Genomic DNA, 13,255 nt, shown 5'->3' on the forward strand with positions numbered 1-13,255 from the left:
AACCATTCTCATTTAATACTTTATCATCTGGTTTACACAATCCCTTAGCACAGGAACCACAACCTCCTCAAACCATGGATTTCTTCTCATCCACATTCTGTTTCTTGGAGAAGGATGGACCAATGGGAAATATGTAGGCAAATACTCTTCAAAGTTTTTTACCGTTTCAGTCAGAGTCTTTTTCCTGCCTTGGAGGTAATAAGCTTGGGAATAACTCCCAATTAATAAAATCAATTTCACTTGAGGCATATGGTTAATTAGAGATTCATGCCATTGTGGAGCACATTCTTTTCTCGGAGGAAGATCCCCACCTTTCCCCCTACCCGGATAACAAAATCCCATGGGCATAATACCAAATAGCACAGGATTGTAAAATGTCTCCCGATCCACACCCAGCCATTTTCTCAATTCATCTCCACTTGGATCATTCCAGGGAATTCCTGTCGCATGAACTTTGGTCCCAGGCGCTTGCCCCACTACTAAAATTTTACTTTCGGGATGAATAGACACCACTGGTCTAGGTCCCAGCGGAAGGTTTGCTTTACAGATATCACATTTCCGAACTTGTTCCAATAGCTGCTGTAAATCACTCATCTAGACAAATACCTAATAATTATGTTAAATTAAACCTATGAAGAAATTTATACTTTTTGTAATTCTCCTTTCTACTAGTTTTTCAATCAATGCTCAAGAAAATCCTGAATTAGGGGCCTGGTATATGTATTTCGGAAACTTTCGATTTCGAGAAAGTCCTTGGGCAATTCATGGGGAGATTCAATATAGAAACCATAACATTATCGGTGACTTGGAGCAATTACTCCTTCGAACTGGATTGCAATACAATTTAAAGGATGGAAAGGCTAGTTTCTTGATAGGATACGGAAACATAACTTCCGATATACCTGGAGAGATATCTGATCCATATAGCGAAAACAGGCTATACCAAGAAGCAATTTTAAGACAAAGTGTAGGTAGAGTCGGCATAATGCACCGTTATCGATATGAGCAAAGATGGACCGAGTCAATCGAATTTAGAACTAGGTTTCGGTATGCCATTTTTATTAATGTTCCTCTTAATTCTAAAAGTTTGGCTGAGAAAGGAAGTTGGTATGTCCAACTTTATGATGAGCTTTTTATCAACGGGGAAACTTTGGAAGGTAAGGTGTCCTATTTTGACAGAAATAGACTTTATCTAGGACTAGGAATTCGATTAAGCCCCAATCTGGCCATTCAGATTGGTTTTATGGATCAAAAATTCAACAAGGGCAGCAAAGCTCAGCTTCAGTTTTCGGCTATTCACCAACTTTATAACCGGAAATAGGCTTTCAGAAATCATTTTGTGAAAAAATGGTAATTGTATTCATTATTATTTGTGGATACTTTTTGATAAATTATACTGATTAGATTGAATATCAAGTATTTGGAAAACAATTGAATTTAAATCCAGTTGATCCTTTAACCTCGTTTATTCACTATACATATCACTATAACCAGCCAATCATGAAAAACTCTACTATCTGTCTGCTAATTCTCCTTTTGGCAGCTTCCGGCTGCTTCACCCAAAAGGACTATATTACCGAATACGATTACAATTACCAGGGATCATTTAAGAGATACAAGACTTTTGCTTTTGTTGAGCCAACAATCCCAGACTCGACAATGCTCACTCCTGTTCTGAATGCAACCATCGGCGCAAGGTTGGGCTCCCAAGGATTCCGAGAGAAGACTGAAAAGCCGGATCTCTTGGTCAGCTACAAAATATTCACAGACTCTATCCGATATAGAGGATATGTTCAGCCTGAATTTGATTATTGGCTCAAAAGAACTGGGGCCCAGATCGTGGAAGTCGAAGAAGAAGACAAAGACGAGAAGGAGCTTGAAAAAGATGAGACCTATAATATGGTCAAGTACAAAGAGAACAACGGGATGTTGGTAATCTATGTCATTGACTCAAAGCGTGGCAATACTATCTGGCAAGGATATACTGCTGCTCAATTTGACTTCAACTCACCAAACTTTCAATCCGACATCACACGTGCTGCCTATCGCGTAATGAATGAATTTAAAGTGGTCAATCGCTATATGGAATAAGTAAAACTGGGGAGCGATTCCCCAATCTATGAAATCCTTTCTACCCAGTCCTAGACTGGGTTTTTTATTGGATAAATATTTAATCAATTGATTTTCAATTATTTAAACACATTTCAACCGTAATGGATTTAGGATGGCGCCTCTTTTGGATCAAAGAATATCAAAACTAGATATTATTTAACTATGAAAAATTCTTTGATTTTATCAGGTATCCTCAGTGCATCAGTTATGGTGTCCTGTGTTTCTAAAAAGAAATATACAGAATTGGAAAGTAATCTTTTTAGAACCCAAACAGAATTGGCTACAACCAATCAGGAGAAAGCCGAATTGGAAGAAAAAATGGCTGCTATCGAAGCTAGAGTTGCTGAGTATAATGCAAGAATCAACTCTCTTAGGGACACAAATGAGGCATTGAGCGAAACCAACAACTCACTTTATTCCATCCAGGAAGGAACCGTGATCTCCAAGAATTCCAAGGAGAAAATGAACCAAACTCTTGCCAAAGTTGATCCAGACAAATTGTCCCAAGCAAGAACTTTGGAAGATTCAGTGAATCTAGCCGTAGAATATAACCTAAAGCAAAACATCACTGAAACCACTGTAGATGGTGAAGAAGATGATGTTCAGATTGACATTGATCAAACTGTTGTGATGATCTCTGTTTCTGACAAATTGCTTTTCAACACCGGTTCTTATAGAATCAACAGCAAAGCGGATCCATTATTGAAAAAACTAGCTGAGGTTATCAATGCCGAACCAAGTCTCCAAGTTATGATCGAGGGACATACTGATCCAAGAACCATCCAGACTGCAGTAGTTCAAGATAACTGGGATCTTTCAGTAAAAAGAGCTACCTCTATCGTAAGAGCACTTCAAAAAGATTACAATGTAGCGCCAGAGAAAATGATTGCTGCAGGACGTGCTAGCTATATGCCTATCGTAGCTAATGATACTCCAGAAAATATGGCTATCAATAGAAGAACAAGAATCGTCTTGATTCCAGATTTGGACATGTTCTTTGCGATGCTATAACCCGAAATATGCAATAGCAATGCTATTTAATCCATTAATTGCTTCAAAATCAGTCATTACATTGCTGTTTTCATCCCGACAACTTTCGGGATCACCATAGCGATGCTATGCCTCAGTTTCCAAACAGTCTGATTTTCTTGCAATTAATGCCTTCATAACGAATCCTATTGCAAAATCCGGGTTTAAAAATCAAAAATCTACCACAATAGCTAATCGAAAAAGCAAGCCTTTCTGGGGCTTGCTTTTTTTGGTTATGATGGGTTAAGTTTTTTAATCAAGGGAAAGTGTTCCCAATGCATATCTCATCAACACATCTTGAAAATAAAGCGTGTAAATAGCTTGAGCTTGATCTGCCTGTGAAGCTACAAATTGCTGGTTGGCAGTGGACAAATCCACAAAATTGGAAAGCCCTAATCTAAATCGCTCCTGAATAGCATTTTTTGCTTCAGTGGCAGCCTTCACTTGAACTTGAGAGTTAAACTCCTTTCTTACTGCGGCCTGATAATTCTGATGAGCTAGTTTCACTTCCTGAAACACCTTTCTATCAGTAGACTTTTCCTGTAAGATCTGGTTTTTGTAAACCGCCTTAGCTCTTGCTACATTCAAACGAGTCTGGAAATTGGTGAAAATTGGAATGTTTATCCCTATTCCAATAACATTCTGTGGATATAGATCCCAAAACTGCTTATTGAACGATTCCTCCACCAAAGAAGTATAATAGGTGTTATAATTATAGAATGCGCTGACTCTTGGGTAATACATCGCTTTCAAAGCTTGCATATCCTTTTTATAGGAGGTTTTTAATAGTAAAGCTTGGGCTTTGTCAGAACGATTTATTTCAGCAATCTCAATTAATTCCAACAATTCATAATCTTGGAATTCACGAGTTCCAGAACCAGTATCCACCGCTTCCAATACTGGTATTGTTCCCACTTCCAATTGCAAATACTCCGCGAAAAGCCAGATATCATTTTCCAATGCAATTTCAGCATCAACTTTCACCGATTCCAATCTCGCTACCTCAGCTTGTTGGTTATATAGATCAGAAACAGTTCTAAGTCCGGCATCCACGAAACCATCAATTTGTCGAAGAACTTCATTCTGATTTTCAAGATTCTCTTTGGCAATTCTTAGCAGCTCCTGATCCAGCAAAACCTGCAAGTATCTTCTGGCGACATCGAAAATCACCAATTGCTTTGCCCTTTCGATTCCTTTTTCACCAGCCAAATAGGCAAGATTGGCCGATTGGGTATCCAAGATCCTTCTACCAGAGTTAAAAATCGGCATATTGACGTTCAAATTGGCCGAAACCGTTTTATTAGTCACATTAGTGACTACGATCTGGTCTTCAACAAGCTGAGATTGCTGCCCTTTCAATTGTCCCAGATTTGAATTTATACCTACAGTCGGCAAATGGGAAAGCAATGCAGATTGTTTCTCTATTTTGAGAACATTCATATTGTTTTCCTGAATCTGGTAATCCAAATTCGCCTTTAGACCTAAGTCGACAGCTTCATTGAAATTCAATCTCAAAGTATCTTGAGCAAAAACTCCCGTCGAACCTAAAATCATCGCACCTAGTGCGAACCCTAACTTAAATAGCTTCATCACTTTCTATTCTTCCGTCAAATAAATTGATTAATCGAGTGCCATAGTCTGCATTTTCCCTAGCATGGGTAGCTTGAATGATCGTGGTTCCATCTCTGTGAAGCTCCTGAAACACTTCCATGATTTCTTTCGCCTGTCCGGAATGTAGATTTCCTGTAGGCTCATCAGCCAAAAGTACTCTCGGTCTACCTGCAATAGCTCTAGCTATCCCAACCAATTGCTGCTGACCTCCAGAAAGCTGAGCAGGAAAAAGGTCTTTCTTAGCTACCATATTGAATCGATCCAACAGATCAGCAATGATGCTTTTTCTCTCATTAGAAGATACTTTTCGATACAACAGTGGAGTTTCAATGTTTTCATACACGGTCAACTCATCAATCAAATGATAAGCTTGGAAAATGTATCCAAATTCAGATTTATGGAGATTGGAAAGGTCTCGCTCGCGCATTTTTCTAATGTTTCTTTCTCCAAAAAAATACTCGCCTGAATAGTCTTCATCCAATAAGCCGAGGATATTCAAAAGTGTGGATTTGCCGGCACCACTTGGTCCCATCAGGGTGATAAACTCTCCCTCCTCTATAGTAAGATTTACCCCTTTGAGGATAAAAATCCGTTGGAATCTGGATTCGATAAACTTATCGATTTCTTTTAGCTGAATCATTCGCTGTTTATAATGAGATGATTTTTGTAAGATTTATACTAAGTCTTCCCTCTTGTAGACTTTTCATGAGAACATAATTTCTCCTCCTCCATTGACCCAGTTCCATGCCATAAAAAAATGCCTCTGAATTCGCTCCAGAGGCATTTTTTAGAACTTTACCCTATCCGCTACTCGAACATTTTTGTTCGCTGGCGGACGAAAGGTAATTGACTATTTTAGAACTTTCGGTATTTACCATCCAAGTACTGGTTGGCTTCTTTTTCTTCGAATTTTGCTTTTGCACTATCCCAATGCAAAGTCTGATTAGGAAATCTTCCTGCGATCACACCCAATAGAATCGTCTCAGTCAAACGAGCCGCATAAGAGAAAGGTGCAGAACATTCATCTTTTCCTAGGATAGTATCCACAAACTGATGGTAGTGCTTATTACTTTCGGCATCGTAATCTTTCACAGGCTTACCCAAGTTGAACTTTTCGATATCCATTTCCTTGTATTGGCCTTCTACGATCAAGCGAGGAAGCTGTTGGAAGTGAGGAAGCAACAATCTTCCTTTTTCTCCCATAAACATCGCACCTTGCTCAGGAAGCTTATCGCCATTTGGCAATTTCAGATCTTCATGAGCTGCAGGAGCTCCTGTTCCATCATACCATACCCATTTCAAGGTTTCGGCTGTATAAGGAGTACTAGGGAATTCATAAGTCACAGTATTGTGCTCAGGGAAACCAAAACCAGTTGGTTGACGACACTCGTTTTTAATCGTCATAGGAACGTCCAGTTGCAAAGCATTGTAAGGTGTATCAAAAATATGAACCCCCATATCACCCAAAGTACCGCAACCAAAGTCCAACACTTTTCTCCAGTTACCGGGATGGTATTCACCTTCTTTGAATGGACGCTCAGGAGCTGTTCCTAGCCAAAGGTTCCAATCCAAATTAGCAGGAATCGGATCACTCCCTACCGGTGTAGGCTTATCGGTTCCCCAGTTTTTAGGAGACCAAGCACGTACAGTGTGCACTTTTCCAATGATTCCAGATTGAATCAAAAGAGTCGCCAATTTATAGTCATAGAAAGAGTGAACCTGAATTCCCATCTGCGTGATCAAGTTTTTCTTTTCTGCTACTTTCTTCATTTCTCTAGCTTCTGACACATGGTGAGTCAAAGGCTTCTGGCAATAGACAGGCTTGTCCATATGCATTGCCATTAAAGATGCTGGAGCGTGAGTATGATCAGGAGTAGAAACAACAACCGCATCAATCTCATCTTCCATTTCCTTTAGCAATTCTCTATAATCTGCATAGGTCTTAGCATTTGGGAACAAAGCTGTCGCATTTGCAAGCATTTTAGAATCCACATCACATAGCGCTACCACATCTACTGCAGCGTGAGATGAAATGGCTTTCAAATCAGCCATACCCATACCTCCTAGACCAATGTGAGCTGTTCTAACTCTACCATTTGCGGTTTTCAATTCAGATAAAAGAGAAGGTGCCAATGCCGCACCTAGCAAACCAATACCACTTTTCTTGACAAAGTCTCTACGGTCTATGCTAACTATTTTCTTACTCATTGTTAGGATTTATTATTTTGACGATAATTCTTTAATTCTAATGTTTTTGAAGCGGACTACATCTCCATGGCCCAAAAAGCCAATGTGGCCCGAAGATCTTTGCAATCCAGGATGATCTTTCCCATCCAAAGTTCCATTTTTAGATGCTTCCAAATAATCACCTTCCAGGATAGTTTCACCATTGAGAATGATTTTAATTTTTGGATGCTCAACGATTACCTCTTCGATGTTCCACTCACCAACAGGCTTCAAATAACCTCTTTTGGAAGGAATGACACCATAAACCGAGCCATGATATTGATATTCATGAAGCGTAGCATATTTTTCTGCTGTATTGTCCAGAATCTGAAGTTCCTTCCCCACGTATGCAGCATCACCTTCCAAAGGAGCATGGATACCTAATCCGTTATTAGCTCCTGGAGTCAATTGAAACTCAAATCGGAGGATGAAATTTCCATATTCTTTCTCTGTATAAAGATTACCCCCACCAGTTCCTTTTGGATCAATGACGATCATCCCATCTTCAGCTCTGTATGAAGACTTATTGCCTACCCAGCCATCTAAATTGGTTCCATTGAATAGGGTCGTAAAACCCGACTCATTTCCAGCACTTTGTGCAAAAGCGGAAAAATGGGGAATTGCAAAAACTGCAAGGGTAACTATGGCACTTACTAATTTATTCAGCATAGAAAAAAAGGGATTTGGATTGAACTCAAAATAAAACTTCCAGACAAGATAAGGGTCTCAGATGAATTTTCTACTATGAGACTTATTAAAATTTTTTCATTTAGTATGAGTGGTTTTTCTGTTTTTTAGAACATCTATCATGTTTTTTGAAAAATATGTTCTCAACGAAAGAATCGAATGAATAAAGGAGCATGAGAATAAAAACTAATCTTCAAGTAACCCTTAAAAGATTAAGATTTGAAACAAAAACCGTTTGCAATACTGAACTCGATAATACCGATCCAAAAACACTATTTATTAAGTTCAAAAAATTCCTAAATCGACAATGCAAACGTTTGAATTATTAAAATAATACAAATTCAAGTTGAACCTTTAATTTCTATAGCCATTTCAAACCTAATAAAGCAGTAAATCCAAAATCAAGCCCAATCAATTAATATTCAGAGCTATATAAGATATTTTTAATCCGATAAAATAATTAGCAAATTTTTAAAGCTTAAAACGATTTAGATAATTTTTATACTTTTTCATCTGAACTATATTTTTTTCAATAAAAAAACCTTCTAAAATTCAATTATTTACGCACTTTAAAATCAAAAAGTAGCCTGAATTAAAAAAACGCGAAGCTAGGCTCATTCAACTATGTGTTTATTATTAGATTAATTCAATATTAATCTCTAATTTTCGAGATAAATTACAATTATCACCGCAAAATATTCCTATATCACTAATATCATTTAATACTTCAATTCTGGCTTACAGGATTGTGACAAACTGAAGAAAAGCATATACAAACGGAATATTACGAGTATTGAAAATCGAAAAAACGATTATTTAAGCTCTTTACTAAAGTCAATGTAAGGTTAAACAATTGACATTCTTTATGAAGTTAAAAGTCTACTTTCAATTACCTCTCCTATTATTTTCAGCTAAAGTTGTAATTACTACTCTTTTAGTAACCTTAAGCTGTTTCAACTCTTTTTCTCATCAGAAAACTACCAATAATGAGAAATTAGATAAAGATCATGAATACTTAGATAATCATTTGACTCAAGATAATCTTGTTGAAGCTATAGGGTATTTTAGAAATGCAATTGAGGAATCTAAGAAAGATGGCGATTCACTTAGATTCGTTCGAAATTATAACCATTTGGGAATTGTCCATCTCCTTACCAGAAATTTCGAAGCTGCAGGTGAAAACTTTGAGATCGCACTAAAGTATGCTGAAGAATATGGGTATGAGTTTGAAAAATTATACATGATTCATAATCTTCTTGAATCTTATTATTTCAATCAATCTTACGACAAAGTAGACAGTCTTTTCACTCGAGCGACGAACATTTCATACGAATTCAAAAACTCACTTTACTTCAAAAACCTTCTAGTTTTTATCAATGCTGCTTATAAAAATTCTGAGTTTGAAGAATTGGAAAATTTCACCGATTCAATTTATCATACTCTTGATATCCATGGTCCCAAAAATTGGCCTGATAGTGTAAATAACAAACTTGAAAGTGAATTCAAATCATTCCAATATGAATTTGATCTTTTCAGAGGGTTCAGCTACACACAATCAAAGGATCAAGAAAAAGTAAAAGATGGTTACCAGATTTTGTTAAATATGAACCAGGACTCCTTGGAATATTATCTACAGAAAAATGATGATACTTTTAATAAGCTATCCCTATTAAACTCTCAGAAATCTACTTTTTATGAAGATCAGGGTGAAATTGGCAAATCGCTTTTTTATTCCAAACTAGCAAACGATTACCAGCAAAAAGCAATCTCTAAATATTTGGTTGCACTATCCAATACTGGTAGTACTATTGGCTTGATGACAAAATTTGAAAGTGAAAGGAGTCACCTTCTCGACATCAATGAAAAGAATAAACAGATACAGCACTATTTTATGCTCATCATGATATTGATTCTTTTCATTTTAGGATTTCTTTTTTTCCATTCACAAAAAGTCAAAGCTTCTAGTAAAAAAATAGCGTCTATCAACCAAGACTTAATCCATGCAAACATTGAACTTTTGAAAGTAGATGAAGAAAGACATAAATTCTTCTCCATCATCAGTCATGAGTTAAAAACACCTGTTTATGGGATTTCTGGTATAGTAGAAAGAATAAAGAGTGAAGGTGATTTCAATGGAAAAGTCAAAGAAGACTTTAATACTCTTGAAGTAATATCGAAATATATGTCGCTCTTAATCAGTAACATTTTAAGAGTTACCAGTTTCGATTTCAGAGAAGTTAAACTTGTTAATGAACCACATGACCTATTTGAGGTCCTAGAAAATAACATCACTGCTATAGAGCTATTTTCTGACAAAAAGGGAGTTACCATAATTGGGAGATTCGACCAATCCATAAAAGAAAACAAACTCTTATTTGATCGTGTATTGTTGGATCAAGTATTTATGAACCTTCTCCAAAACGCATTAAAATACAGTGATACTGGAGGAGCTATCAAGTTTGAGGCCTATGAAACGCGAGAAATCCCTAATCAAAAGAAAAGTATCAGGTTTGAAATTTCTGATATTGGAAAAGGGATAGCTCCAGAAGAAATTTCAAAAATCTTCGATGCTTATCGAGGTAATAACGATCAAAATTTCGAAAAAGGGATTGGTTTGGGGCTATTTGTAGTAAAAGAGAACCTAGCGAAATTCAACTCTGAAATAGACGTAAAATCTGAAATAGGCAAAGGGACAACTTTCTCTTTCGAAATAGATTTTGATATCGCTCAATCATCCTTCAATCGCACAGATGAAATTCCTTTCATTGAGCCAATGCATCCAATCCATGTTTTGGTTGTGGATGATAGTGAATTGAATCTTCTGGTATCTAAGAAGCAGGTCAAAAAAATCACAAATACAACCTGTGATACAGCAATAAGCGGAGCTATCGCCCTGGATCTTGTCAAACAAAAAAAGTATGATCTAATCCTACTCGATATTAATATGCCTGAAATGGATGGATTTGATACATGCAAAGAGATAAAGAAAATTGATCCAGAAGTCAACGTTATTGCATTGACAGCTTTACAGGCAGACCAAGTTATTTCAAAAGCTATATCTGTTGGAATGGAACTGGTGATCTCTAAACCCTTTAATTTTGATTATTTCAAAAGGACAGTAATTGAATATGGAAAAAGAAAAACAGGGGTAACTTCTTAAGTTACCCCTGTTCCATTTATTCATCTTTCAATACTTTAGCCGGATTGGACTGTGCTGCCACAAAGGAATGCGCTCCTACTATCAAAAGGCAAATCAACAATACTCCTATCCCGGAAAGCGCAAATAAGAAATAAGGCATATCCACTCGGTATTCGAAACCATTCAACCAATCCCTTAAGAAATAATAGGCAGGGTAAATAGCGATTGCAAAGGAGATCAAAACCAAAATCACATATTCCTTGGAGATCATCCCCAAAATCTGCAGGATGGTAGCTCCCAATACTTTTCTGATGCTGATTTCCTTCAAGCGTTGAGAAATAGTAAACGAAGACAATCCAAACAAACCCATCGAAGAAATCAAGATGGCAAGAATACAGGCAAAGCCTAGCACGTTTCTGATTCTTAAATCCTCTTGGTAAAACTTATCCATTTCAGTATCTAGAAATTGAAAAGACGCAGTTTCATAAGGGTAAACTTCGCGGAAAATCCTATCCAAATTTTCTCTCGCCAAAGCTAGGTTTTGCCCATTTTGAAGCTTTACGGAAAGGATGCTAAAATAAGGTCGGTTAATGGTAAATAGTAAAGGTCTTACCTCTTCCCTCAAGGTTCGAGAATGAAAATCTCCCGTGACACCAACAATTTTTCTGATTTCGCCACCAAACCTAACTTCCCTTCCTATCGCATCCTCAGCTGAAGAATATCCGGCCTCAGCCACAAATCTCTCATTGACCAAAACCTCATCAGATAAATTATGACCGGGAACGCCTGAGATAAGCGGTATTCCATTAGTCCTGATAAATGCTGAATCCACATTCATCACTTGGATGTTAAATTCTTTGAAAGTGGTGTCTACGGGAATCCCAACATCGGAAGTCCACAAACTACCAGATGAAACCAAACTTCCACTCAAACTTGCTGAGGAAACTTGACTTTCTTGAAGCATTCGATCCTTTAGGGATTCCATTCTATCCTCACCTGACATAAAAGGCAATCTTGTATACATCACCAAATCCTTATCAAAACCCATGGGTTGGCTTGTCACATATTTGATTTGGTAATTCAACACCAAAACCAAAATGATAAAAGCAATAGAAGATGAGAATTGAAGAATTGTCAGATTTTTCCTCATAAATGCACCCAAAGAAAAGCCTCTGGAAGTTGAAAGCTCACCTTTCAAAGCTCTTTGAGGTTTATAACCTGAAAGGACTAATGAAGGATAGATCCCTGCCAAAGCAGTCAATAGAATTGGGAAAAGGATGTAAAATAAAAGGTTGACTCCTGAAAGGTAATTAACTGCAAATTTCACAGGTAAATAAGAGGCAAATGTCACTTTTAAAACTTCAACCAATGCAATCCCAACAAGCATGGATCCGATTACCATCAGATAGGTTTCTGACAAAAATTGAAAAATCAATTGACCGCGTACCCCTCCCAATGATTTTCGGATTCCAACTTCTTTTGCTCTGCCCATGGCTTGAGCAGTTTCCAGATTGATGAAATTCAAAGTAGCCAAAGCCAAGATAATCAACCCTATATAAATCAATCCATTTAAAAAAGTCTTGGAAATGGTCGTGTTATCATAGTTATCATTAAAATGAATTTCTGCTAAAGGTTCCAGAAAGAAATTGATATCCGTTTCTTCTTTATCCTTATAATTTTTTTCAGCCAATGGTCCAAAAGCTTCATCTATTTGAGCTTTTGAAACACCTGCTGTAGTCTTCACAAATAATTGTGAACTAGAATTGAGGTTAGTCCAAGAATGAAGACCAAACCACTCTTTCTTTTCCTGAGAATCAATAGTACTGAATGAAATAAAATCAGTGAAAATCAAATCTGAGTTTTTCTTAAAATCTTCAACAATCCCTGTTACCTCAGCACGAATTGTATCGGTATCAATGTAGGTCAACTCACTACCCAAAACATCCAAAGGCTCTTTGCCAGGAAAGTACTTTTGCATCACTGATTCAGCAATCACTACCGAATAAGGTTTCTCAAGTGAAGTTTCAGGATTTCCAGCCAGCCAAGTCCTTGGGAAAATTTCAAAAAATCCACCATCAGAAAAAGTCACATTGTTTGTTCTCCCCATCACCTGATTGTTTTCGGGCAAAACAACCATCGTTTCCCAAAGAGTATACAATCGTGCTTTATTTTCTATTCCCGGTATTTCTGAATCTATCACTTCCCCAAGTGGTCCTGGAGTCCCAGAAAATGAAACTAAATCTCCTCCCCAATTCTCCTCGGTGTTTACTCGAAAAATCCGCTCTTTGTCCGGATGGAAACCATCAAAACTGTAGGCATAAACCAACAAATTGAAAATCAAAAAGCAGATGGAAAGACCGATAGAAAGACCCAGAATATGTATAAATGTTCTGAGTTTATTTCTCTGAAGATTTCTCCAGGCGATTTTAAAGTAATTTTTTATCATGACAG

The 13,255-nt window shown here is 37.2% G+C and carries 10 protein-coding genes; 4 read left to right on the forward strand and 6 right to left on the reverse strand.

The features are described 5' to 3' along the window. Nucleotides 1-12: 12 nt before the first annotated feature. Nucleotides 13-594: a uracil-DNA glycosylase family protein gene (locus BUF13_RS10415; protein WP_073571755.1), complete on the reverse strand. Its 582-nt coding sequence runs from the start codon at nucleotides 592-594 to the stop codon at nucleotides 13-15. 37 nt (nucleotides 595-631) lie between these two features. Here BUF13_RS10415 and BUF13_RS10420 point away from each other — a divergent pair, with 37 nt between their 5' ends. The 3 genes from BUF13_RS10420 (at nucleotide 632) to BUF13_RS10430 (ending at nucleotide 3,123) form a co-directional block, all read left to right on the forward strand. Continuing rightward, entirely contained in the window at nucleotides 632-1,321 is a 690-nt protein-coding gene (locus BUF13_RS10420) for a DUF2490 domain-containing protein (RefSeq protein WP_073571756.1), read from the forward strand. 179 nt (nucleotides 1,322-1,500) lie between these two features. After that, nucleotides 1,501-2,091 (forward strand): DUF4136 domain-containing protein, encoded by a 591-nt coding sequence (locus tag BUF13_RS10425; protein ID WP_073571757.1) that lies wholly within the window; start codon nucleotides 1,501-1,503, stop codon nucleotides 2,089-2,091. A gap of 183 nt (nucleotides 2,092-2,274) precedes the next feature. Continuing rightward, nucleotides 2,275-3,123 (forward strand): OmpA/MotB family protein, encoded by an 849-nt coding sequence (locus BUF13_RS10430; protein ID WP_073571758.1) that lies wholly within the window; start codon nucleotides 2,275-2,277, stop codon nucleotides 3,121-3,123. Between the two features lie 270 nt (nucleotides 3,124-3,393). Here the strand turns inward: BUF13_RS10430 and BUF13_RS10435 are convergent, their stop codons facing one another. The 4 genes from BUF13_RS10435 to BUF13_RS10450 all read right to left on the reverse strand — a co-directional run bounded on the left by BUF13_RS10435 (nucleotide 3,394) and on the right by BUF13_RS10450 (nucleotide 7,647). Further along, complete coding sequence (locus tag BUF13_RS10435; RefSeq protein WP_073571759.1) at nucleotides 3,394-4,731, reverse strand: TolC family protein; 1,338 nt, start codon at nucleotides 4,729-4,731, stop codon at nucleotides 3,394-3,396. Continuing rightward, entirely contained in the window at nucleotides 4,718-5,392 is a 675-nt protein-coding gene (locus tag BUF13_RS10440; RefSeq protein ID WP_073571760.1) for an ABC transporter ATP-binding protein, read from the reverse strand. The genes BUF13_RS10435 and BUF13_RS10440 overlap by 14 nt, the downstream gene beginning before the upstream one ends. 215 nt (nucleotides 5,393-5,607) lie before the next feature. Further along, nucleotides 5,608-6,960, reverse strand: a complete 1,353-nt coding sequence (locus BUF13_RS10445; RefSeq protein WP_073571761.1) for a Gfo/Idh/MocA family protein — start codon at nucleotides 6,958-6,960, stop codon at nucleotides 5,608-5,610. Between the two features lie 12 nt (nucleotides 6,961-6,972). Further along, nucleotides 6,973-7,647 (reverse strand): 3-keto-disaccharide hydrolase, encoded by a 675-nt coding sequence (locus BUF13_RS10450; RefSeq protein ID WP_073571762.1) that lies wholly within the window; start codon nucleotides 7,645-7,647, stop codon nucleotides 6,973-6,975. Between the two features lie 883 nt (nucleotides 7,648-8,530). Here BUF13_RS10450 and BUF13_RS10455 point away from each other — a divergent pair. Then, nucleotides 8,531-10,825 carry a response regulator gene (locus BUF13_RS10455; protein WP_073571763.1) on the forward strand — a complete coding sequence of 765 codons (2,295 nt, stop codon included), beginning with the start codon at nucleotides 8,531-8,533 and terminating at the stop codon, nucleotides 10,823-10,825. Between the two features lie 16 nt (nucleotides 10,826-10,841). Here BUF13_RS10455 and BUF13_RS10460 read toward each other — a convergent pair whose 3' ends face one another. After that, nucleotides 10,842-13,250 carry an ABC transporter permease gene (locus tag BUF13_RS10460; RefSeq protein ID WP_073571764.1) on the reverse strand — a complete coding sequence of 803 codons (2,409 nt, stop codon included), beginning with the start codon at nucleotides 13,248-13,250 and terminating at the stop codon, nucleotides 10,842-10,844. Nucleotides 13,251-13,255 lie beyond the last annotated feature (5 nt).

Origin of the sequence: Algoriphagus zhangzhouensis (assembly GCF_900148515.1) — a bacterium.
GTDB classification, from domain to species: domain Bacteria; phylum Bacteroidota; class Bacteroidia; order Cytophagales; family Cyclobacteriaceae; genus Algoriphagus; species Algoriphagus zhangzhouensis.